The sequence below is a fragment of the Nocardia sp. KT25-26 genome, from assembly GCF_056627695.1.
Window position 1 is genome coordinate 1,127,987 of record NZ_CM152813.1, and the last position, 21,184, is coordinate 1,149,170.

Sequence of the window (21,184 nt, forward strand, 5' to 3'; positions counted from 1 at the left end):
CAACACCGTAGTGAAGGTTTTGGTGCCGCGCGACCAACTCCGGGTCTCCGGCCCCGGTCGCCGGTGACCGCCGGAGGTGCCGACTCGGTGCCCGGTAGCGGCCGAAATTCAGTGCCTTCTCAGATCCACCGGGCAGACTGTGCACATGCGGATACTGGTAGTCGACGACGATCGCGCCGTGCGGGAGTCGCTGCGCCGATCCCTGAGCTTCAACGGCTACAGCGTGGATCTGGCGGTCGACGGACTCGATGCCCTGGAGAAGGTTGCCGACGCGCGCCCCGACGCTCTGGTGCTGGACGTCATGATGCCCCGGCTGGACGGTCTGGAAGTGTGCCGGCGGCTCCGCAGTACCGGGGACGATCTGCCGATCCTGGTCCTGACCGCGCGGGATTCGGTATCCGAGCGGGTGGCCGGCCTGGATGCCGGCGCCGACGACTACCTGCCGAAGCCGTTCGCGCTGGAGGAACTGCTGGCCCGGCTGCGGGCGCTGCTGCGCCGGCGCGCCGCGGTGCCCGGCGAGGAGTCCGAGGCGATGCGGTTCGCCGATCTGTCCCTCGATCCGGTCACCCGCGAGGTCTCCCGCGGCGAACGCAGTATCAGCCTGACTCGCACCGAGTTCTCGTTGCTGGAGATGCTGATGGCCAATCCGCGTCGGGTGCTCACCCGCAGCCGGATCCTGGAGGAGGTCTGGGGCTACGACTTCCCGACATCGGGAAACGCCCTCGAGGTCTACATCGGATATCTGCGCCGTAAGACCGAAGCTGACGGCGAACCCCGGCTGATCCACACCGTGCGCGGGGTCGGATACGTCCTGCGTGAAACACCTCCGTGATCGGGACCGGGAAAATGGCGCACAATTCCGTTCCGGAACCCACCGTCGCCGCCGTTCCGCAGCGCCGGCCGGGGAATCCGGAGATGCGGCCGCCGATGCCGCTGACCCGTTCGGTGTCGCTGCGCTGGCGGGTCACGCTGCTGGCCGCCTCGGTCGTGCTGATCGCCGTGGCGGTGACCTCGATCGCGGCCTACGCGATGGTGGCGCGCGCCCTGTATGCCGACGTCGATTCCCAGTTGAAGGCGCGGGCGGCGACGATGATCAACAACAACTTCGAGACGCTCGGATTCCAGTCGATCGTGCTGGCCGGGCTGTTCTCCAACGATGTCGGTGTCGCGCTGATCTTTCCGGACCACAACCCGTATATGCCGCCGCAGCGCACCGTGCCGCCGATCGGGGAGCAGGAGCTCGCGGTCACCGACGGCGAGCTGAGTTCGTCCCTGCGCACCGTCGACAATCAGCGCGTGCTGGCCGTGCGTACCGACAGCGGCGCCACCCTGGTGATCTCGCAGCGGCTCGATTCCACCCGCGAGGTGCTCGATCGGCTGGCCTGGTTGCTGTTCGTGGTCGGAGCCTGCGGGGTGGTGCTGGCCGCCGCGGCGGGCACGGCCGTCGGCCGCACCGGACTGCGTCCGATCGCCCGCCTCACCGCCGCCACCGAGCGGATCGCGCGCACCGACGATCTCACCCCGATCCCGGTCACCGGCGATGACGAACTGGCCCGGCTCACCGAGAGCTTCAACACCATGCTGCGGGCCCTGGCCGAATCCCGGGATCGGCAGCGCCGCCTGGTCGCCGACGCCGGGCACGAGCTGAAGACCCCGCTCACCTCGTTGCGGACCAATATGGAGCTGCTCATCGCTGCCGGGCGCCCGGGCGCGCCCGCCGTGCCCGCCGAGGACATGGCCGAGTTGCGGGCCGATGTAGTGGCCCAGATCGAGGAACTGTCCACGCTGGTCGGCGACCTCGTCGATCTGGCCCGGGAAGATGCCCCGGAGACGGTCTACGAGCGCGTCGATCTCGGCGAGGTGGCCGAACGGGCGCTGGAACGGGTGCGGCGCCGGCGCAGCGGGATCCGCTTCGTCGCCGAACTGCAGCCGTGGTTCGTCTACGGCCACGAAGCAGGCCTGGAGCGGGCCGTGCTCAATGTGCTCGACAACGCCGCGAAATGGAGTCCGCCGGACGCCGACGTGACCCTCACGATGCGGCCCTGCGGGCCCGGACTGCTCGAACTGTGCGTCGGCGACGCCGGACCGGGCATCCCGCCGCAGGAACGCGAGCTGGTGTTCGAGCGTTTCTACCGTACGACCGCATCACGATCCATGCCCGGTTCAGGGCTCGGGCTGGCCATTGTGAAGCAGGTCGTGACCAAGCATGGTGGAACCATCGCGGTCGACACCTCCGAGCGCGCCGGAGCACTGATCCGGATCGTGCTGCCGGGAGAGCCGCCGGCTGCGCCACCGGAATCCGATATCGCCTAGAAACACAGCGAGGTCTCAGACGGTTCTCAGTAGCCGGCCGCAGGCTGGTCGGTAGACGCGAGGAGAAAGAGACACCATGACCGACGATCCCCGGAACGCCGCCGGTCCGCAGCCCGGGCCGTACCACCACACCGAGCCGTTCCAGCATCCCGGGCCGTTCCCGCCGCCGAATGCCGGCTTCCCCGGGCCGGGCGACCTGCCGCCGGCCGCGCCACCGGCCCCGCCGCGCCGGCCGGTGCGCACCGGCCTGGTCGCCGGCGCAGCGGCGCTCGCTTTGGTCAGTGGCGGTATCGGCGGAGCCGTCGGCGCATTCGTCGCCGGATCGGACGGCAGCACCGCGCCGGTCACCAACGCTCTCGACGCGCCGAAGCCGAATGTGAACACCGTGTCCAATGCGCCGGCCGGCTCGACCACCGCGGTCGCGGAGAAGGTGGTGCCCAGTGTGGTGATGATCAAGGTCGAGGGACAGCGGGCCCAGGGCGAAGGTTCCGGTGTGGTGCTCTCCTCCGACGGCATGATCCTCACCAACAACCACGTCGCCGCCGGGGCGGGCAGCAATGCCCGGATGGAGGTGGTCTTCGCCGACGGCAGCAGCGCCCCGGCCACGCTGATCGGCGCCGACCCGGTCTCGGACCTGGCGGTGATCAAGGCGTCCGGGAAGACCGATCTGACGCCCATCGAGCTGGGTACCTCGGACGGGCTCGCGGTCGGGCAGCCGGTGATCGCGGTCGGTTCCCCGCTCGGCTTGGCCGGCACCGTCACCACCGGCATCGTTTCGGCGCTGAACCGGCCGGTGTCCACCTCCGGCTCCGGGACGCCGCCCCAGGTGAACCCGGTGATCGACGCGATCCAGACCGATGCGGCGATCAATCCCGGCAATTCCGGCGGCGCCCTGGTCGACGCGTCCGGCAAGCTCATCGGGATCAACACCGCCATCGCCAGCCTCGGCGGCGAGCTCAGCGGTCAGCAGAGCGGTTCGATCGGGCTCGGATTCGCGATTCCGGTCGATCAGGCCCGCCGGGTCGCCGAGGAGCTGATCGAGACCGGTCAGGCGACCTACGCCCAGATCGGTATCAAGCTGCTGCCGCAGGACACCGTCGCCCGGGTACTGGAGGCCACGCCCGGCGGTCCGGCCGACGAGGCCGGGATCCCGGCCGGTGCGATCATCACCCGGGTCGACGACCGGCCGATCGACTCCGGCGACGCGCTGATCGCCGCGGTTCGCTCGTACCAGCCCGGCGACAAGGTTTCGGTCACCTATACCGACGAGCGGGGCGAGAACCCGCAGACCGTCGAGGTCACGCTGACCGCCGCGCCTGCGGAGGGTGGCCGATGACTCGCTCGTCCGTCGCGACACCGGCCACAGGCGCTACGGTGAGACTCATGGAAATCGATGCGCCCGTGGCAGGGCGGGCACTGGTGGTGGTCGTCGACGATCGGACGGCACACGGAGGGGTCGATTCGCTCGGCCCGCTGGTCACCGAGCTGCTCGGGGAGGCCGGCTTCCTGGTCGACGCCTCGGTGACCGTCCAGGCCGAGGAGGTCGAGATCCGCAACGCGCTCAACACCGCCGTCATCGGCGGCGTCGACCTGGTGATCTCGGTCGGCGGTACCGGTATGTCCCCCCGGGACGTGACCCCCGAGGCCACGTCCGAGGTGCTCGACCGGGAACTGCCGGGGATCACCGAGGCGCTGCGGGCCTCGGGCCGGGTGGCCGGGTCGCTGGACGCGGGCCTGTCCCGGGGTGTCGCCGGGATATCCGGCAGCACTCTGGTGGTGAATCTTCCGGGTACCCGGGCAGCGGTCCGGGACGGGATGGCGACCCTCGGGCCGCTGGCGAGCCGAGTGATCGGCGAGCTGTCCGGATTGGACGAATAGATTCCCGGCGACGACCCCACCGACAGCATCCCGGACCCGGCGCGCCGCCGGGCCCGGGATGCCGCGCGGCTGGCGCGGATCTTCGGTGATCCGCTGCCGGACACCACCGGCGACGAACGCGACGACCGGCGGTCGGGCGATTCCGCCGACGACTGGCTGCGCTCCCAGGTCCCCCCACATCACGGCTGAGGAATCGGCCCAGATTCCCGCAGCACGGCCGAGGACGAACCGCCGGCATGTGATTCGCCGCCGATGGTCGGCCGGTGCGTACGGATGCTGCCACTTCCCGGACCGCGGGAACTCTCACCGAAAGTCCGGAAAACCGGTGAATCGGCGTAGCTGACTTGCATGGTCTTCTCGCTGACACTCGGCCCGTCCGAGCCGCACGGTAGGCCGGAACTCTTTCGAATTGCCCGACCTGCATACGTTTGCTGAAGGTTCGCTTTCCTCTCGACTTCTCACCGCTGGTGCTCGACAGCATGTTTTTACGTGCCCTTTCGCGAGTTTCGGAAATATTCGCTACGGCTATTCATGCAGTTCGTCGCATATCGTAATGTGTTGCCGCATAGGTCAACTCGAGGTGAACACTGCGAACTTTTTTGTTGCCCGAGGGGTTGCCGGTCGTTTAATGTTCGCCGTCGGCTCGGTTACGAAAGTTGCTTCGAAATAACAAGCGGTTACGTAGAAGCAACAAATGAGCGACACACTGAGCTGGGCCTGAAGAGGACGCGGGTCCCCTGCGGGCCCGTCGGCCGGCCTCGGTGGTCGAGGACGGCAGTGCAACCTGATGAGGGGAACTATGAGCGAGAACCACACCATCGGTGTGCGTCGCGGCGCCCGTGCCGCGGCCGTCGGCGCTGTTGCCGCGACGGCGATCGGCCTGCTGTCGGCCGGTGCCGCCAGTGCGGACACCTTCGTGCCGTTGCCGGACGGTGAGAAGGCCGGTCCGGGCGTGACGATCACCCGGACCGGGGAGAGCGCATTGATCTCGCCGTCGATGGCGGCGAACGGGGCCGGGCGGGTCGTCTGGGTGTCGGGCACGGCGATCGCCGATGTCACCGTGACCCCCGAGGGCGAGGTCGGGCCGTGGAACGGGCCGACCGGCCGTCCGGGATCGAACAACTCGTCGACGCACGGTGCGTCGCAGCTGAACACCGGCTACATCGTGGGCTGCCAGGTGAGCATCGCCGACGACGCGATCTCGGCCGGAGTCTCCGGCGGCATCACCACCTCCGGTGCGAGTGCCGGTGGATCCATCGGGCTGAACCTCGGGCCCGGTGATGTGGAGTTCGTGCAGATCAGCTCGAAGGACATCCTGAAGCCCGGTGTGTATGCGGTCGAGTACCAGGATGCCGAGATCGAGATCCAGGGTTGTGCGGGTTACGCCCAGGCGCGGGCGTACACGGTGGTCGAGATCATCGGTGACCACTACTCAAAGACCACCCTGTACGGCCAGCCGTTCAGCATCGGCTGACCACTCGTCGACACGAACATTCTTCTCGCTACGGCGAATTCGATCCTCGAGGGGATACACACATGATCAACCGTAAGAACCTGGCGAAGGTGGCCGGCGCAGGGGCGGCGGCCACACTGGCCGTGGGCCTGTTCTCCACCGGTGCTGCCAACGCCGATACCTTCGTACCGCTGCCCGGCGGCGAGATCAGCCGGACCCTGGCCGACGGCACCGTGGTCACGGTGCGGCTCGTCGGCGAATCCGCCCTGATCAGCCCGTCGATGGGCGCCACCCCGGTGCATCGCAATGCCTGGGTCTCCGGCAGTGCACAGGTCGAGGTGTCCGGTGCCGCCGGCGGCAAGATCTACCCGGGCTACACCGTCGGCTGTCAGGTCAATATCGCCGGCGGCGGAGTCGGCGGCGGCGTCGAAGGCTCGGTCCAGGGGGAATCAGGCGACCTCGGCGTCAGCTCCGGTGGTGAACTGTCCCTCGGACCCGGTCAGGCGAGCTCCTTCTACGTGCTCGACATCGAGGCCCCGGACGACTACGGCGACGAGGACCACAAGACCAGCAACAAGTTCCAGGGCACCAGCGGCTCGGTGACCTGGTCGGACGAGACCATCGGCCTCAGCGGCTGCGGCGGGTACGCGCAGGCGCGGGCCTTCGTCAGCGTCGAGGTGGAAACCGACAATGTGATCAGCTGGGTCACCTTGTGGGGCCAGCCGTTCAGCCTCGGCTGAACCGAGGTTCCCGACGGGGCCGGTCGCGGTGGCGACCGGCCCCGTCGCATGTCCGGCGAACGATCGGTAACGGACAATCGAACGGTTTGCTGGACACAGCCTGGCCCGCTCACTAACCTTTGTGCCCGAATGACTGCCAGGCAGTCTGCTCTACCTGATTTCTCGATCCACCCGGCGGAATCGATCCGATTCCGAATTCCGGCGATGTCGCCGTGTACGACTCGTCGTCGCCGGTCCGGGCAGCAGCACCGTAGTTTCGGCCTCGACGGTCGAGGTCGGCATGCGATACCTCGAGGGGAAGTATGAGCAAGAATCGCACCACGCGCCGGCGGTGGAGTGCCGCGGCGGGCGTCGGAACCGTTGCGGCAACGGCGATCGGCCTGTTGTCCGGCGGTGCAGCGAGTGCAGACACCTTCGTGCCGTTGCCGGACGGCGAGAAGGCCGGTCCGGGCGTGACGGTCAGCCGGACCGGCGAGAGCGCCTTGATATCTCCCTCGCTCGCGGCGAACGGCGCGGGGCGGGTCGTCTGGGTCTCCGGACGCGCCGTCGCCGATGTCGCGGTGACCCCGGAAGGTGAAGTCGGTCCGTGGAACGGGCCCAGCGGCCGTCCGGGATCGAACAATTCGTCGACGCACGGTGCGTCGCAGCTCAATACCGGCTATATCGTCGGCTGCCAGGTGAGCATCGCCGACGATGCGATCTCGGCCGGGCTGGCCGGGGGAGTGTCGACCGACGGAGTCACCGCCGGCGGGTCGGTCGGCATCAACCTCGGTCCCGGCGACGTCCGATTCGTGCAGATCAGTTCCAAGGACATCCTGAAGCCCGGTATGTACGCGATCGACTATCAGGATGCCGAGATCGCCATCCAGGGGTGTGCGGGTTACGCCCAGGCGCGGGCGTACACGGTGGTCGAGATCATCGGTGACCACTACTCCAAGACCACCCTGTACGGCCAGCCGTTCAGCATCGGCTGACCGGGCTCGGTTCCGGACCTCTGCTCGCTGAAGCGAATCCACCCTCGAAGGGCGATAACCCAATGACCACTCGCAAGTTCGCCGCGCGCGCCGCCGGTATCGGCGCCGCCACCGCGGTCACGTTCGGCCTGCTGTCCATCGGCGCCGCGAGCGCCGACACCTTCGTCCCGCTGCCCGGTGGCGAGATCACCAAGGTGCTGGCCGACGGCACCCCGGTCACCGTCCGGCTGGTCGGTGAATCGGCCAATATCAACCCGTCCCTCGGCTCCACGCCGGCACACCGCAATGCCTGGGTCTCCGGAAGCGCCCAGGTGGAGGTCGGTGGCAATGCCGTCGGCGGCAAGATCTACCCCGGCTACAAGGTCGGCTGCCAGGTGAACATCTCCGGTGGCGGCGCGACCGGCGGTGTCGACGTCGGTGTCGATTCGGAGGGTACGGGCACGGTCGGTATCGGAACCGGCGGTGAGCTCTCGCTCGGCCCCGGCCAGGCTCGCTCGTTCTACGTTCTCGATCTGGAGCAGCCGGATGACTACGGCAACGAATCGCATTCCGCCCGGAATGTCTTCTCCGGCAACAGCGGCTCGGTGACCTGGGCCGACGAGACCATCGCACTGAACGGTTGCGGCGGCTACGCCCAGGCACGTTCCTTTGTGAGCGTCGAAGTCGAGACTTCGAACGTGATCAGCTGGGTCACCCTCTGGGGTCAGCCGTTCAGTCTCGGCTGATCGAAGGGTAGGCGATCTCGGGCCCGTCGGTGCGCTGACGGGCCCGAGAGCTGTCAGTACTGGTGCTTACCGCCGGGAGCATCCTGATTCTCGGCGAGCAGATCGCGGATCTGGATGAGGACCTCGTTGTCGCTGAGCTTCTCGTCCTCGGGGGAGAAGCGGTTCTTGGCCGCCTTCGCGGGTAGCACCAGTACGAAGTAGAGGATTGCGGCGATCACCACGAAATTGACCGTCGCGGTGATGATCGGGCCGACCTCGACGAAGGTAGCGGGTTTGTCGGCAACCAGCTGGAAACCCAGGCCCAGTTCGTTCTCGCCGCCGAAAACCGCGAGCAACGGATTGATGATCCCGTCGGTGAATGCGGTGACGATGGCGACGAATGCCGTGCCCATGACCACGGCAACGGCCAGGTCGATGACGTTTCCCCGGAGTAGGAACTCTTTGAAGCCCTTGAGCATTGCGGGTACTCCTTCGGATTCGAGGTAGAGGACGCAATGGATCGTGCCGTCGAGGAGATAGTAACCGCGGGATCCGGCAAACTCCCGGTAAAATCGGTGGTCAATGGAAAACGACCGTCAGCGCGCTGTGCAGCGAGGCCCCGGCCACCGCCACAGCATGGGCGCTGTCCATCGCCACCAGGACGATCCGGTCCGGGCGCGCCGGGCCGCCGTCGACCCCGCTGACCAGGACCACGGCGGCATCCGTGGCCAGGGTGCGGGCGGGCGGCGGGCGTCCGGCGCCGCCGTCCACGGTGCCCACCACATCGACGCGGTCGCCCGGCCGCAGCACATCGGCGACCGCGGGATCGGCGAGCCGCACCGGCACGATCCGGGCGTCCTCGGTGCCGGTCGCCACCGCGGCCAGGCGTGGACCGACCACGCGCAGATCGGTGAAGACCTCGCCGGCGCGCATGGCTCCCGCGAGTGTCGCGCCGACCACCGGTTCCGGCTCGGTCACGGCGCCGGCCGGTAGATCCCGGAGCGGTCGTTGTGCCGTGCGGACGTCATCGGAGGTGAGCACCGTGCCGGGGGCGAGGTCGCGGTCGGCCACGAGTACCGGGAGCCGTGCAGCGGACGGGTCGCCACGCAGATACAGCACGACGGCCAGCACCGCCAGGGCGCCGGCCAGCACCCGGCGGGCGAGCAGCGCATCGGCCCAGGCGGGGCGGTCGGCGAGAAGTGTCCGCCACGACTCGGCACGGCCGAGATCGGCGCGGAGGCGAGAGGGAGCGGTACGGCGCGGCATATCCGCAGCCTATGGCCGTTCGATGGCCCTGCCGAGATTAATCGGGCCGTTGTGGACAACCGGCCCGATTGTGGATAACCGGGTGGTCAGCTTGCGGCGGCGGTGCTGCTGCTCTTCTCCGAGGACGAGGTGCTCGAGGAGTTGTTCGACGAGCTGTTCGAGGAGCCGCTGGTCTTCTCGCTCGACGAGGCCGCTTCGCTCGCGGTCGAGGCGCCGCCCCGGCTGTCGGTGCGGTAGAAGCCGCTGCCCTTGAACACGATGCCCACCGAGTTGAACAGCTTGCGCAGCTTGCCCGAGCACTCCGAGCACTCGGTCAGCGCATCGTCGGAGAACGACTGAACGATGTCGAAGCGGTTGTCACACTGGGTGCACGCGTACGAATAGGTTGGCACAGGATCCTCCGCAGGTTTAGTCGATCTAGCACTCTACCGCCGACAGTGCCAACGTCGCCAATCGCGGTGGCATTCCCGCCGTTGGGCGGGGTGTGACGGCTCAGCCGGGGGCCGCTGCGGCGGCCCGGTCGAGCGGCAGCCGGCGCAGCCCGGCGCCGGGCGTCAGCACCCAGCCCATCCGACGATCGTGCGACTCCTCCGGGAGGTGGTCGACGAACTCCTCGTCGCGCACGATCGCGATCAGCCGGGCCGCCGGATCCGCTGCGGCCAGCGTGCGGTCGTAGTACCCGGCACCGCGACCGAGCCGGACCCCAGCCCGGTCCACGGCCAGGGCGGGCACCAGCAGCGTGGTCGCGGTACGGACCGTCTCCGGCGGCAGCGGCGGCCCGTCCGGCTCCGGGATGCCGAACCGGGCCGGGCGCAGTCCGCCGGCACCCGTGTAGCGCGCCCAGGACAGCGGCCCGGGTGGTCCGGAGACCGGGAGCAACACCGTGGCGCCCGTGCTGCGCAGGGCGTCGAGCAGCCCCACCGAGCCCGGTTCGTCCCGGGTCGGCACATAGGCGCAAACGGTCTCGCCGGGCCCCGTCAACCCCGCTGACGCGCTGGTCAGTGCTGCTGCTTCGGCCTCGGCCACCGCCGGGTCCAGCCGGGCGCGGCGGTCCAGGATCCGACGTCGCCATGTGGGTTTGTCGCGCTCACCGGGCATCTGCACAGCAATCACCATAAGCTCTGCTGCACACCGGATCGTTTCGGAGATCGATGGCGGGCGGATCGAGGTCCGGCCCGTGGCTTCTCGGTCTCGCTGCAGGATCCACGGTCCGGTGCAGGCGACGGATAGGGTATGCGTATGACAGCAATGGCCGGACGAACCGGGGACGAGGCGACCGCGGCCGGGTTCCGCACCGCAGTGGTCCCCGCGGCGGGTTTGGGAACGCGATTCCTCCCCGCGACCAAGACGGTACCCAAGGAATTGCTGCCGGTGGTGGATACACCCGGAATCGAACTGGTCGCCGCCGAGGCGGCCGATTCCGGTGCCGACCGGCTGGTCATCGTGACCTCGCCCGGTAAGGACGGGGTGGTCGCGCATTTCGTCGAAGACCTGATGCTGGAGAGCACGCTGGCCGAGCGAGGCAAATTCGCCCTGCTGGAGAAGGTGCGCAAGGCGCCGGGCCTGCTCGACGTGACCTCGGTGGTGCAGGACGAACCGCTGGGGCTCGGGCACGCCGTCGCGCAGGCCGAACGGGCGCTCGACCAGGACGAGGATGCGCTCGCCGTGCTGCTGCCCGACGATCTGGTGCTGCCCTGCGGTGTCCTGGATCGGATGGCCCAGGTGCGCCGGGAGCGTGGCGGTACCGTGCTGTGCGCCATCGACGTTCCCAAGGACCAGGTGAGCGCCTACGGCGTCTTCGATGTCGCCGAGGTGGCCGACGGCGGCCAGGGGGTGCTGCGGGTCAAGGGGATGGTCGAGAAACCCGCCCTGGCCGATGCGCCGTCCACGCTCACCGCCGCCGGCCGATATCTGCTGGACCGCTCGATCTTCGACGCGCTGCGCCGTATCGAACCGGGGGCCGGTGGTGAACTCCAGCTCACCGACGCGATCGCACTGCTGATCGACGAGGGCCATCCGGTGCACGTGGTGGTGCATCGCGGCACCCGGCACGATCTGGGTAATCCGGGCGGCTATCTGCGCGCGGCCGTCGATTTCGCGCTGGAACGCGACGAATACGGCCCGCAGCTGCGCGAGTGGTTGCAGTACCGGCTCAGCCCGGACTGGGATCCACGCTCGCCCGGTGCGTGAAACCTTGCGGTAGAAAGGAACGCGCCCGACAGCACGGAGGTGGCGCAATCAACACAGGAGGCTCGATGCGCTCGGTCGAGGACCAGCTGATCAAGGTGACCGCTGCCGCGGTGGCACCGCGACCGGTCAGGGTGGCGATTTCCGAGGCACAGGGACTGTTGTGTGCAGAAGACGTGGTCACCGAGCGGGCACTGCCCGGGTTCGACCAGGCCGCGATCGACGGATATGCGGTGCGCAGTGTCGATGTCGCGGCGGCCGGCAGCGATATCCGCGACGAATCGGGTGAGCTGATCGACCTGACCCTGCCGGTGGTGGGTGAGGTCGTGGCCGGTTCGCGGCAGCCGATCCGGTTGCAGCCGCGCCAGACCGTCCGGGTGGACACCGGTGCCCCGCTGCCCACCCTCGCCGATGCGGTACTGCCGCTGGACTTCACCGACGGTGGCCGCGCCCGGATCAAGGTGTTCGAGCCGGTGCGCTCCGGTGACTATGTGCGCCGGGTGGGTGACGATGTGCAGCCCGGCGATGTCGCGGTCCGGGCCGGGGCCATCATCGGTGCCGCGCAGGTCGGTCTGCTGGCCGCGGTCGGCCAGGACAAGGTGCTCGTACATCCGCGCCCGCGCCTGTCGGTGATCTCGGTCGGTGGTGAGCTGATCGATATCGACCGGACGCCCGGGCCGGGCCAGGTCTACGACGTGAACTCCTATGCGCTGGCCGCCGCCGCCCGCGATGCCGGGGCCGATGTCAACCGGGTCGGCATCGTCAGCGCCGACCCCCGCCGGTTGCGCGATGTGGTCGAAGGGCAGCTGGTGCGTTCGGAGGTCGTGGTGATCGCCGGGGCCGTCGGCGGCTGGGCCTCCGAGCAGGTGCGGGAGGCCCTGGACGGGCTCGGTGAGCTGGAGGTCGAGCGAATCGCCATGCATCCCGGTTCGGTGCAGGGTTTCGGCCGGCTCGGCCGGGACGAGGTCCCGACCTTCCTGTTGCCGGCCAACCCGGTGAGCGCCCTGGTGGTTTTCGAGGTGATGGTCCGGCCGCTGATCCGGATCGCGCTGGGCCGGCGGCATCCGATGCGCCGGATCGTGCAGGCCCGCACCATCACCCAACTGACCTCGATGCCCGGCCGGAAGGGCTACCTGCGTGCCCAGTTGCTGCGTGACGAGGCCACCGGCGACTATCTGGTGCAGCCGCTGGGCAACGGAAACGGTACTTCGTCACACCTGCTCGCCACGCTCGCCGAGGCGAACAGCCTGATCGTGGTGGAGCCCGACGATACGGAGATTCGCACCGGATCCGAGGTGCAGGTCGCATTTCTGGCGCAGCGCGGCTGAGCCGTGGAGTCGATGAACGTCTTCCGGGCGGCGCAGCACCCGGGTTGGCCGGCGCGGCTGGGGCCGGTGCTCGTGTCCGGCGGGGCGGTCACCCTGCGCCCGGTGCGGCTCCGGGATGCGTCCGCATGGAGCCGGATCCGGCTACGTGACCGAGATCATCTGGAGCCCTGGGAGCCGACCGGGCGCGGCACCTGGGAAGCGCGGAACCATGCATCGAACTGGCCGTCCCTGTGGTCGAGCCTCAAGGCGGAAGCGCGCCGCGGTGCGATGATCCCACTGGTGATCGAGGTCGACGGAGCCTTCAGCGGCCAGCTGACCGTGGGAAACATCGTGCGGGGCGCGCTTCGATCGGCCTGGATCGGGTACTGGGTAGCCAAGGACCTCAGCGGGCAGGGTGTGGCGACGGCAGCCCTCGCGCTGGGGCTGGATCATTGCTTCGGTCCGGTGGGACTGCACCGGGTCGAGGCCACGGTGCGGCCGGAGAATCTGGCAAGTCAGGCGGTATTGCGTAATGTCGGGTTCCGGGAGGAGGGACTGTTGCGGCGCTATCTCGATGTCGACGGGGCGTGGCGGGATCACCAGCTCGTCGGGCTCACCGTCGAGGAGGTGGTGACCACCGTCGTCGATCGGCTGGTACGCGAGGGGCGTGCCACGCGACCGTAAAGCGGGCTATCGACTAGCAGCGAATGACTCGAAAGTTCACGAATTACACGTCAACATGTTACTGATGTGGCAGGTGTGCACGGCGCGCCTGCCGGACGCCCACGCGATGCCGAATTAACCTACGGACGTCGGTGGTGTGTCCTGCGGTGGTCCAGTAGGGGATGGAGGTGATGACCACGATGCCGAGTTCGATCCTGTGGATCGCGCTGGTTGTGCTGTGGGTCCTCGTCCTGTTCCCGATCCTGGCCGACCGTCATCCCCGCATCCGGCGCACCACCGATGCGGCGCTGAACACGCGGGTCCTGCACCGTGGCGGAGTCGGACGGCGTATCCGTACCGGCCCCGCCGGCGGCCACGACAGTGACCCCGACTATCGGCCCCGGGTACTGAGCAAGCGTCCACACCGTGAGGATTCGGAGGATCGCATGACGACCTCGGACGACGAAAACACCACCACCGGGCCCGAACTCGCCGACGACGAGCAGCTGCTTCCCGACGACGCCACCGACCGGGACGACATCGACGCCGGGACAGACCTCGGCGACGACGCTACGGACGACGACCGCACCCCGGGCGAATCCCGTTCGGCAGCCGCCGGCCCCGACGATCCGGAGCCGGTTCCCACTGTGCCGGACCGCGATCCGGAGACTGCGGAGTCGTCTCCCGTCGTCGCGGCCCGGATCCCCCCGGCACCGCCGGCCCGGCTCGACGACATCGTCGGCGACGACGACGGAACCGACGATGCCGAGCCGGAATTCGTACCGAGCCGACGGGGCCGCGGCGGCTACGACCCGGAGGCCGATGCCATTGCCCGGGCCGCCCGCTACGCCTTCCGGCAGCGCGCCGTGCTCGGCCTGATCATCGCGACCGTCCTGTTCGGCGCCTTCGGCCTCGTGCTGTCGCCGATGTTCTGGTGGGCCTGCGGCCTGTCCGCCGTCGTGCTGGTGGCCTATCTGGCCTACCTGCGCAAGCAGGTCCGGATGGAGGAGGAGATCCGCCGCCGCCGCACCGCCCGCCTGGCCCGCAGCCGCCGCACCACCGAATCCGACGCACCTGCCGGTGCCGGTGACCGCGACGCCGATCTGCGGCGCAGCATGGACCGCGAAACCGCCCGGGCGCTGCGCCGCCGCTCCCGCTTACTGGACAGCGACGACGAAGACCCGATATTCGAACACCTGGAAGCCTTCGACCCCGGCGCCGCCCGCGCCGTCCGAACCCGCTTCACCGATCTGCGTCAGGCCGTCGGCGAGTAATCCATAAGCCCAGGTCAGAGACCCGATTCGGAGAAATCCTGACCCGCCTGATACAGTGTCACAGCGCGGTTCGCCAGAGCCGCACCGGGGCTATAGCGCAGTTGGTAGCGCGTCTCGTTCGCATCGAGAAGGTCAGGGGTTCGATTCCCCTTAGCTCCACTTCACTCGCTGGAAGGCTCATGCTCATGGAGGGCATGAGCCTTCGCTCGTTTCGTCGTGTTTTGTGAGGGGCGAAGCCCCCACGCACCCGGCGGGCTTCGTCCCCGGACCCCCAGACCTGGGTCGCCTGCCCGGTGTCCCACCGCTGGACGCCGCCACTGTCCGCCTGCCCTGGAGTTGGGTGGTGGCCGTGGCCGAACCAGGTCGGTCGAACGCTTACTCGCCTCCGACGCGGTCACCTCGGCTGTTGTCGAATTCCATTGGCACACGGTCTATCTGGGCCACTACTGGTAGGCGACTCCGGTCTGTGGGAGCGGCATGCCCGGGCGTACCGCTCCCCCATCGATCACCGACCGGCGAGGGCGGCGACGACCGGGGCGAACCGTTCGGCGAATGCGGCGCCGAACACGAAGTAGGAGAAGCCGATCTCTTCCCGGCGGCGCTGGATCTCTTCGATAGCGGCCGATGGGTCATCCGGGAGGACGGTCAGTGCGTCGGCGGCGCGGAGGGCGGCGGGGTCGGTGTCGGGGGGTGCCATGAACGGTGCGACAGTATCGCCGATGACGGGTATGGCGAGGGCGAGTTCGATATCGGCACGGGTGCGGAAGTCGCGGGTCAAGACCTCGACCTCGGCGCGTGGCTGGTCACCGAGCGCGAAGGTGACCGTATCCGCGACTTCGGCGGCCAATGCACGGGCCTTCGGGCCGGACACGGCCATCGCCACCGGCGTGTGCCGGTCGGGGCCGTCGTAGTCGCGCAGCACACGGATGGTTTCGCGTACCTCGTGCAGCCGTTCGTTCGGCGGTGGAACAGCGAGTACCCCCTTGTCGCGGAGTTCGTCCTCGATCCCGGGTCTGCCGGTGCCGATGCCCATTTCGAAGCGGCCGTCGGTCAGCAGCGACAGTGAGTGTGCTTCCCACGCCGTGAGCCAGGCCGCGCGGAACGGTGAGGCGTATACCCAGGTGCCCACGCGTAGATCGGACAAGGCTGCGGCGGTGGCGAGCATGGGGCCGGGCGCCGGCTGCATCAGCGGGAAGTCCGGCACCAGCAGCGTCGAGTAGCCGCTGTCGGAGATGCGGTGGACGTTGTCACGCCACGTCGGCGGGTCGGTGCGGAGCGGGGCAACCACTCCGAATCGGAACGGTCTGGTCATACCTGGACTCCTGTCGGTCGGCGCATCCACAGGTATCGACGGAGGCTGCCCAGCCAACTCATCGGTGGCGTTGTACCGAAATGTGCGCTGTCCCGAAGTGTGGCCACTCGGTGGTGGTGAGTCGCCGCCCGCACCGTTGGTCGACGGGTGGAGGCCAGCCCGGCGTAACCCGGGAGCCCGGTGTTGCGGACATCCGCCAGGGGCGAGGTGGTCGCGGAGCCGACCTCGGCGCGGTCAGGTCGATTCCCTACAGCCCTGACCGCGCCGGAGCCGCTGGTGTGCCTCGGCTTCGCTGCGTTCCCGGATTCCGGTGATGGTCTCGGTGAGTAACTCTGCGGCGTGGTGGCGGTGATTGACCCGTGGTTTTTGTTCCGGGTCGATGTGGGCCCGGTGGGATACACGCGGTTCGGCCGGGGGTGCATGTGTCGGGTGCGGGGACGGTTCGCCAACCGGTCGATGTGGCACCGACCAGGCTGTGGCAGTGGTCGCAGGCGAGGGTCAGGTTGTTCAGGTCGGTGCGGCCGAGGAACAGCGGGAGGCCGCGTGAGTCGAATACCGCGAGATAAGGGCGGGATCGCTGGGCCATGCGCAGCGCTTCCGGCAGGGGCACTGTTCCGCCGGTGGCGGTGGTGGCGAGGCCGGCGCAGTGTTCGACCTCGGCGACGCTCATCGTGAGGATCGTGGTGACCGGCAGGCCGCGTGACGCACCGAGCCGGGCGGGGTCGACACCGTGCTCCAGCGCCCCGCGGCTTGATCATTCGGGCGAGTCGGCTGCGGCTGTGCAGCCCGGTCCGGATCGGTAACGAACTGATCTTCGATGGAGACATCGGCATAGGGGACATGACCACCCTGGTCCTGCGCCCGGCGTGCGGCCGGTGCGGGGCCGACGATTGCGATGACGGGCCGACAGGCCCGAGGACTGGATCGACTGCTCGATGAAGCTCTCTGTACTACGCACCGCGGCCGCTGTGCGCTTTACGGCCGCGGCCCTCGCTGCGGCTATGACGACCACCGTATTCGGCGGGGTCGCGGCGGCCGAACCGGACCGGGCCCCGGCCATCTCGTCGATCGAGAAGGAGGGGCGGTCCTGGCATCTGCAGGTCTACTCGGCCGCGATGAACAAGGACGTCACCGTCGAGGTGCAGCGCCCGGCCGACGAATCCGTACCGGCCCCGAACCTGTATCTGCTGAGCGGTCTCGACGCGGGCGAGGGTACCGCGAGCTGGCAGGCCGCTACGGATGTGCTGACCTTCCTGGCCGACAAGCAGGCCAATGTCGTCCTGCCGATCGGTGGCCGCGGTAGCTACTACACGGATTGGTATCGGGAGGATCCGCGCCTGGGGTTGAACAAGTGGAAGACCTTCCTCACCGAAGAGCTGCCGCCGCTCCTGGACGAGGCGCTCGGCTCGACCGGCCGGAATTCGCTGGCCGGGCTCTCGACCTCGGGGACCTCGGTGCTGCAGCTCGCGGAGGCGAAGCCGGGTCTGTTCGAATCCGTTGCCGCCTACAGCGGTTGTGCGCAGATCGCCGACCCGATGGGTAAGCAGTTCGTCCGGTTCGCGGTGGAGACCTGGTCGGGCGGCGACACCGTGAATATGTACGGACCGGACGGCGATCCGGCCTGGGCGGCCAATGATCCGGTCCGCAATGCCGAGAAGCTGCGCGGTACGAACCTCTACATCTCCAGCGGCAGCGGCCTCCCTACGCCGGAGGACGTGCGGTACTACACCGAGGGGAACGGGCCGGTGGGGGTCGTGAATCTCGGCCTCGGCGTCGGCATCGAGGCCGCGACCAACCTCTGCTCGCACAACCTGAAGGAGAAGCTGGACTCCCTGGATATCCCGGCGACGTACCAGTTTCATCCGGTCGGCACCCACTACTGGGCCTACTGGGAGGAGGCTCTGCACGATTCGTGGCCGATCCTTGCCGAGGGGATGGGCATCTGAACGGCCTCGATCGTGATCGGCGGCGGATTCGGCAGCGCGGTCCCGGAGTCGGAAAGGGTGCAGCGCCGACACCCTTGAGAAGGTGAGAGAAATAGGTAACAATCTTCTCATCCAACTACCGTGCTCGATCAAGGGAGATCGTGATGACCGCGTCCGCCGCTGTCGACACCCGCACCCGGCCCGAACTGCCACCACGTCACCCTCTCGGACCGGGGACCCGCATGTGGGACGAGACCGGGCTGGTCACCTTCTCGCTGACCGCCGGGTCGGCTTTCCTGCTGCAGACGATGGAACCGACCATCTCGGCGGTGGTCGACGAGCACTCGACGTTCCGGACCGACCCGATGGGCCGCGCGGTGCGCAGCCTCTCCTCGGTGATGATGTGGGTCTACGGCGGCGAAGAAGGGGTGGCCGAGGCCGACCGGCTGCGCACGATGCACGCGACGCTCAACACCACCGATGACAGCGGGTTCAAACACAAGGCGCTGGCGTCCTTCCCGTGGGCGTGGGTCCTGCACACCGGGACCTTCGCCTTCACCAAGAACGCCAAGTACTTCAGCCGCAGGCCGCTCAGCGAGACCGAGAAGCAGGAGTACTACGAGGAAACGCTGCAGCTGATGCGCAACTTCTCGGTCCCGCCGAAGGAGATCCCGGCAGATTACGCCGAGTTCGAGAAGTTCTTCGACCGGGTGGTCGAGAACCATCTCCAGGCCACCGGCACCGCGCGGGACTACCTGCGCACGATTCGTTCCGTTGCGCCACCCCGGGCCGTGCCCCGCCTGCTCCGGCCGGCCTGGAAACTGCTGATGGACCCGATCGGCCGGATGCAGTACTTCGTCACGGTCGGCACCACCCCCGAGCCGGCCCGCCGCAAACTGGGCCTGAGCTGGAGCGCTGCCGACGAGCGCAAACTCCGAATCCTCGGCTGGTTCATCGCCCGCCTGGTACCCCTGCTCCCCGAACGCCTGCGGTACTTCCCGATCGCCTACGAGGCTCGCAAACTCGACCGCGATCGCGCCCGAATGCGCTGGGTGATCCGCAACCGGCCGATCTGATCCGGCACCGCAGTATCGGTGCGGTACGCCCCGGCCCGTCAGTTGGCCGGGCTCGCTTCCAGGTGGGCGCGGTCCCAGTGGGCGGCTTCGGCGGCGGCTTCGTAGGTGGACTGGAAGAAGTCCGAGACGGTGGCCTCGGGGTCGGTGGCGGTGCGGACGGCTTCGTAGGGGAGCAGGAACTCGCCGATTGCGGAGGCGTAGTGGGCTGCGGCGGGGCGGACCGGGGTGTCCCGGTATCCGGCGGGTTCGGGGTAGGTGTAGGCGTAGAAGCTGCCTTCGGCCGAGCCGCCGGGCCAGAAGCCGGCACTGGCCAGTTCATGCGAATAGCCCTCGACCATGACGCGGTCGGGGCAATTCGGGGCGCCGCCGGGATGGCGTGGCGCGGTGCGCCCGGAGAATCGGGTGCAGGCCAGGTCCATGGCACCCCAGAAGAAGTGCACCGGGCTGCACTTGCCGATGAAACGGCTGCGGAAGCGGCTCAGCGCCTGCTCGGCGGCGACCAGCTGACGCCAGAAGGTGTACGCCTGCTCACCGCGGTACTCGGCGTGTTCGGTGTCCTGCGCGAACGGTACGGCATGCTCGACCTCGACCGGCCGGGGGAAGATCCGGACATCGATGTCCAGGGCGTGCAGGGCATTCATGACCTCGTCGTAGAACGTCGCCACCGTCTTCGGCGCCAACGCGACATGCTGCTGCTTCCCGGTGCTCACCCGGATGTTCAGCTGCTGATCGAGGAAGTCGAATTCGATATCGAACACCTCACCGCGGTACGGCATGGCCGAGGTGGTCAGCCCACGAGCCGAGACGTACAGCGGAACCTGCCACCAGTGATTGATCATCGGCGCCTGCGCCAAGCGGATCTTGCCGACGATCTGCGTCCACATGTGCAGCGTGTCCCGGGTGCCGGTCCAGTCGTCCACGCGCAGCGCCGGCCAGCGCTCGCCGTGCGGTACCGCTTGCATGTGTTTCTCCCTTCGGCCGGATCGGCCGGAAACGCGACGGGATGATCGATTCGGTTCGGCTCGTCCGGCGTGCAGCGGAGCGTCGATATTCGGGCCGGGCGGCCGATGGGGTCCCGTCGGTCGTCTCGCGGTCGATGCAGTGGTGAAACCGGTTTGTGGGACCTGTCGGGCGCGGTCCGTTACCTGTCGACGGATGCCGTGGCGGGCGAATACGGCACCGGTGATGCTGCGCTCCAGGGTAGCCGGATCGCAGCCGGTAGGGCCATCGGTGATCGAACCGTTGGTGCGCGGAGCTCGTTGCCGTCGGCCGGTGGATGGTGCCTAGGATCCCGGCGTGACCGTCCTGCGCTCGATTCTGTTGTTCGCCCTGGCCGCGCTCGCCGAGATCGGTGGTGCCTGGCTGGTCTGGCAAGGGGTCCGGGAGAGTCGCGGCTGGGTCTGGATCGGTGCCGGGGTGATCGCGCTCGGTCTCTACGGTTTCGTCGCGACCCTGCAGCCGGATGCCCACTTCGGCCGGATCCTGGCCGCATACGGTGGCGTGTTCGTTGCCGGATCTCTGCTGTGGGGCATGGCGGCTGACGGCTTCCGCCCGGACCGGTGGGACGTGTCGGGGGCACTCATCTGCCTGATCGGCGTAGCGGTCATCATGTACGCCCCGCGTCCGGCCTGAGTTGCGGTGCTGCGCCCGGTGGCGGCACTTTCCGGTGGATGCCGAGAACCCGGGCCACCAGGGCATCGGACATCCTGTCGGGCAGGTGCGCAATCATCGGCAGCGCCCGCGCACCGCGTCCCGCGGGATAGACCGTCCGCGGTCGCCGGGTGGTGATCGCCTGCACCAGTACAGCGGCGATCGAATCCGGCTCTGCGAGAGGCATACTGCCGGTGGCGCGCCGCACGGCGGTGATCATCGGGTCGTAGAGCCGGACCACCTCGGGGTCGGCCGCCGGCGGGCCGAGTCGGCGGCTGCGGCGGCCCGGTCGAAGATCGCGGTGTCGGCGCCGGTGGGCTCGACGATCACCACCCGGATGCCCCACCCGGCCAGCTCACCGCGCAGGGCGACGCTGAGGGACTCGAGCGCGGCCTTGCAGCCGAGATCGGCCCGTTGTAGGGCATGGCCCGCCGGGCGGTGGGTGCCGCGACATTCACTACC

The 21,184-nt window shown here is 68.6% G+C and carries 21 protein-coding genes and 1 tRNA gene; 16 read left to right on the forward strand and 6 right to left on the reverse strand.

The annotated features are described in order from the left end of the window. Positions 1-145: 145 nt before the first annotated feature. From AC1HFH_RS05030 to AC1HFH_RS05065, 8 genes are all read left to right on the forward strand, one after another. Positions 146-832, forward strand: coding sequence for a response regulator transcription factor (locus tag AC1HFH_RS05030; RefSeq protein WP_480246265.1), 687 nt, complete (start codon positions 146-148; stop codon positions 830-832). Positions 833-846: 14 nt separating this feature from the next. Further along, on the forward strand, positions 847-2,313 hold the full coding sequence (locus AC1HFH_RS05035) for a sensor histidine kinase (protein ID WP_480246266.1): 1,467 nt from the start codon (positions 847-849) through the stop codon (positions 2,311-2,313). A gap of 76 nt (positions 2,314-2,389) precedes the next feature. Continuing rightward, entirely contained in the window at positions 2,390-3,649 is a 1,260-nt protein-coding gene (locus AC1HFH_RS05040; protein ID WP_480246267.1) for a S1C family serine protease, read from the forward strand. Between the two features lie 47 nt (positions 3,650-3,696). Further along, positions 3,697-4,191, forward strand: coding sequence for a MogA/MoaB family molybdenum cofactor biosynthesis protein (locus AC1HFH_RS05045; protein ID WP_480246268.1), 495 nt, complete (start codon positions 3,697-3,699; stop codon positions 4,189-4,191). Between the two features lie 799 nt (positions 4,192-4,990). Next, positions 4,991-5,665 carry an MspA family porin gene (locus AC1HFH_RS05050; protein ID WP_480246269.1) on the forward strand — a complete coding sequence of 225 codons (675 nt, stop codon included), beginning with the start codon at positions 4,991-4,993 and terminating at the stop codon, positions 5,663-5,665. Positions 5,666-5,727: 62 nt separating this feature from the next. Continuing rightward, positions 5,728-6,384 (forward strand): MspA family porin, encoded by a 657-nt coding sequence (locus tag AC1HFH_RS05055; protein ID WP_480246270.1) that lies wholly within the window; start codon positions 5,728-5,730, stop codon positions 6,382-6,384. A gap of 302 nt (positions 6,385-6,686) precedes the next feature. Next, a complete protein-coding gene (locus tag AC1HFH_RS05060; RefSeq protein WP_480246271.1) occupies positions 6,687-7,358 on the forward strand; it encodes an MspA family porin in 672 nt (223 codons plus the stop codon). A gap of 62 nt (positions 7,359-7,420) precedes the next feature. After that, complete coding sequence (locus tag AC1HFH_RS05065) at positions 7,421-8,083, forward strand: MspA family porin (protein ID WP_480246272.1); 663 nt, start codon at positions 7,421-7,423, stop codon at positions 8,081-8,083. Between the two features lie 53 nt (positions 8,084-8,136). Here AC1HFH_RS05065 and mscL read toward each other — a convergent pair whose 3' ends face one another. The 4 genes from mscL to AC1HFH_RS05085 form a co-directional block, all read right to left on the reverse strand. Then, positions 8,137-8,541: a large conductance mechanosensitive channel protein MscL gene (mscL, locus tag AC1HFH_RS05070; RefSeq protein WP_480246273.1), complete on the reverse strand. Its 405-nt coding sequence runs from the start codon at positions 8,539-8,541 to the stop codon at positions 8,137-8,139. A gap of 100 nt (positions 8,542-8,641) precedes the next feature. Continuing rightward, complete coding sequence (locus AC1HFH_RS05075) at positions 8,642-9,328, reverse strand: SAF domain-containing protein (protein WP_480246274.1); 687 nt, start codon at positions 9,326-9,328, stop codon at positions 8,642-8,644. Positions 9,329-9,414: 86 nt separating this feature from the next. Further along, a complete protein-coding gene (locus tag AC1HFH_RS05080; protein WP_480246275.1) occupies positions 9,415-9,720 on the reverse strand; it encodes an FmdB family zinc ribbon protein in 306 nt (101 codons plus the stop codon). A 100-nt stretch (positions 9,721-9,820) separates the two neighbouring features. Beyond that, complete coding sequence (locus AC1HFH_RS05085; protein ID WP_480247711.1) at positions 9,821-10,426, reverse strand: 5-formyltetrahydrofolate cyclo-ligase; 606 nt, start codon at positions 10,424-10,426, stop codon at positions 9,821-9,823. A 141-nt stretch (positions 10,427-10,567) separates the two neighbouring features. On the opposite strand from AC1HFH_RS05085, the gene AC1HFH_RS05090 reads away from it, so the two are divergent. From AC1HFH_RS05090 to AC1HFH_RS05110, 5 genes are all read left to right on the forward strand, one after another. Continuing rightward, on the forward strand, positions 10,568-11,518 hold the full coding sequence (locus AC1HFH_RS05090; protein ID WP_480247712.1) for a UTP--glucose-1-phosphate uridylyltransferase: 951 nt from the start codon (positions 10,568-10,570) through the stop codon (positions 11,516-11,518). 65 nt (positions 11,519-11,583) lie between these two features. Further along, positions 11,584-12,843 carry a molybdotransferase-like divisome protein Glp gene (glp, locus tag AC1HFH_RS05095; RefSeq protein ID WP_480246276.1) on the forward strand — a complete coding sequence of 420 codons (1,260 nt, stop codon included), beginning with the start codon at positions 11,584-11,586 and terminating at the stop codon, positions 12,841-12,843. A gap of 12 nt (positions 12,844-12,855) precedes the next feature. Further along, on the forward strand, positions 12,856-13,506 hold the full coding sequence (locus AC1HFH_RS05100; RefSeq protein ID WP_480246277.1) for a GNAT family N-acetyltransferase: 651 nt from the start codon (positions 12,856-12,858) through the stop codon (positions 13,504-13,506). A gap of 170 nt (positions 13,507-13,676) precedes the next feature. Beyond that, complete coding sequence (gene sepX / locus AC1HFH_RS05105; protein WP_480246278.1) at positions 13,677-14,759, forward strand: divisome protein SepX/GlpR; 1,083 nt, start codon at positions 13,677-13,679, stop codon at positions 14,757-14,759. An 86-nt stretch (positions 14,760-14,845) separates the two neighbouring features. Beyond that, positions 14,846-14,918: transfer RNA gene (locus AC1HFH_RS05110), tRNA-Ala, on the forward strand. A gap of 346 nt (positions 14,919-15,264) precedes the next feature. On the opposite strand, the gene AC1HFH_RS05115 is transcribed toward AC1HFH_RS05110, so the two are convergent. Continuing rightward, a complete protein-coding gene (locus AC1HFH_RS05115) occupies positions 15,265-16,071 on the reverse strand; it encodes an LLM class flavin-dependent oxidoreductase (protein WP_480246279.1) in 807 nt (268 codons plus the stop codon). 935 nt (positions 16,072-17,006) lie between these two features. Between AC1HFH_RS05115 and AC1HFH_RS05120 the strand changes: the two genes are divergently transcribed. Further along, a complete protein-coding gene (locus AC1HFH_RS05120) occupies positions 17,007-18,017 on the forward strand; it encodes an alpha/beta hydrolase (RefSeq protein WP_480246280.1) in 1,011 nt (336 codons plus the stop codon). A gap of 143 nt (positions 18,018-18,160) precedes the next feature. Beyond that, entirely contained in the window at positions 18,161-19,072 is a 912-nt protein-coding gene (locus AC1HFH_RS05125; protein WP_480246281.1) for an oxygenase MpaB family protein, read from the forward strand. 38 nt (positions 19,073-19,110) lie between these two features. Here AC1HFH_RS05125 and AC1HFH_RS05130 read toward each other — a convergent pair whose 3' ends face one another. Beyond that, the gene (locus AC1HFH_RS05130; RefSeq protein WP_480246282.1) at positions 19,111-20,034 is read right to left on the reverse strand and encodes a DUF5996 family protein; all 924 of its coding nucleotides are present in this window, start codon (positions 20,032-20,034) and stop codon (positions 19,111-19,113) included. Positions 20,035-20,368: 334 nt separating this feature from the next. On the opposite strand from AC1HFH_RS05130, the gene AC1HFH_RS05135 reads away from it, so the two are divergent. Then, positions 20,369-20,704: a YnfA family protein gene (locus AC1HFH_RS05135; protein ID WP_480246283.1), complete on the forward strand. Its 336-nt coding sequence runs from the start codon at positions 20,369-20,371 to the stop codon at positions 20,702-20,704. The last annotated feature ends 480 nt before the right edge of the window (positions 20,705-21,184 follow it).

What these genes read in the sequence shown, in the direction of transcription:
- AC1HFH_RS05030 (WP_480246265.1), top strand. Translation starts at nt 146, where the DNA reads ATGCGGATACTGGTAGTCGACGACGATCGCGCCGTGCGGGAGTCGCTG.
- AC1HFH_RS05035 (WP_480246266.1), top strand. Translation starts at nt 847, where the DNA reads ATGGCGCACAATTCCGTTCCGGAACCCACCGTCGCCGCCGTTCCGCAG.
- AC1HFH_RS05040 (WP_480246267.1), top strand. Translation starts at nt 2,390, where the DNA reads ATGACCGACGATCCCCGGAACGCCGCCGGTCCGCAGCCCGGGCCGTAC.
- AC1HFH_RS05045 (WP_480246268.1), top strand. Translation starts at nt 3,697, where the DNA reads ATGGAAATCGATGCGCCCGTGGCAGGGCGGGCACTGGTGGTGGTCGTC.
- AC1HFH_RS05050 (WP_480246269.1), top strand. Translation starts at nt 4,991, where the DNA reads ATGAGCGAGAACCACACCATCGGTGTGCGTCGCGGCGCCCGTGCCGCG.
- AC1HFH_RS05055 (WP_480246270.1), top strand. Translation starts at nt 5,728, where the DNA reads ATGATCAACCGTAAGAACCTGGCGAAGGTGGCCGGCGCAGGGGCGGCG.
- AC1HFH_RS05060 (WP_480246271.1), top strand. Translation starts at nt 6,687, where the DNA reads ATGAGCAAGAATCGCACCACGCGCCGGCGGTGGAGTGCCGCGGCGGGC.
- AC1HFH_RS05065 (WP_480246272.1), top strand. Translation starts at nt 7,421, where the DNA reads ATGACCACTCGCAAGTTCGCCGCGCGCGCCGCCGGTATCGGCGCCGCC.
- mscL (WP_480246273.1), bottom strand. Translation starts at nt 8,541, where the DNA reads ATGCTCAAGGGCTTCAAAGAGTTCCTACTCCGGGGAAACGTCATCGAC.
- AC1HFH_RS05075 (WP_480246274.1), bottom strand. Translation starts at nt 9,328, where the DNA reads ATGCCGCGCCGTACCGCTCCCTCTCGCCTCCGCGCCGATCTCGGCCGT.
- AC1HFH_RS05085 (WP_480247711.1), bottom strand. Translation starts at nt 10,426, where the DNA reads ATGCCCGGTGAGCGCGACAAACCCACATGGCGACGTCGGATCCTGGAC.
- AC1HFH_RS05090 (WP_480247712.1), top strand. Translation starts at nt 10,568, where the DNA reads ATGACAGCAATGGCCGGACGAACCGGGGACGAGGCGACCGCGGCCGGG.
- glp (WP_480246276.1), top strand. Translation starts at nt 11,584, where the DNA reads ATGCGCTCGGTCGAGGACCAGCTGATCAAGGTGACCGCTGCCGCGGTG.
- AC1HFH_RS05100 (WP_480246277.1), top strand. Translation starts at nt 12,856, where the DNA reads ATGAACGTCTTCCGGGCGGCGCAGCACCCGGGTTGGCCGGCGCGGCTG.
- sepX (WP_480246278.1), top strand. Translation starts at nt 13,677, where the DNA reads ATGACCACGATGCCGAGTTCGATCCTGTGGATCGCGCTGGTTGTGCTG.
- AC1HFH_RS05115 (WP_480246279.1), bottom strand. Translation starts at nt 16,071, where the DNA reads ATGACCAGACCGTTCCGATTCGGAGTGGTTGCCCCGCTCCGCACCGAC.
- AC1HFH_RS05120 (WP_480246280.1), top strand. Translation starts at nt 17,007, where the DNA reads ATGAAGCTCTCTGTACTACGCACCGCGGCCGCTGTGCGCTTTACGGCC.
- AC1HFH_RS05125 (WP_480246281.1), top strand. Translation starts at nt 18,161, where the DNA reads ATGACCGCGTCCGCCGCTGTCGACACCCGCACCCGGCCCGAACTGCCA.
- AC1HFH_RS05130 (WP_480246282.1), bottom strand. Translation starts at nt 20,034, where the DNA reads ATGCAAGCGGTACCGCACGGCGAGCGCTGGCCGGCGCTGCGCGTGGAC.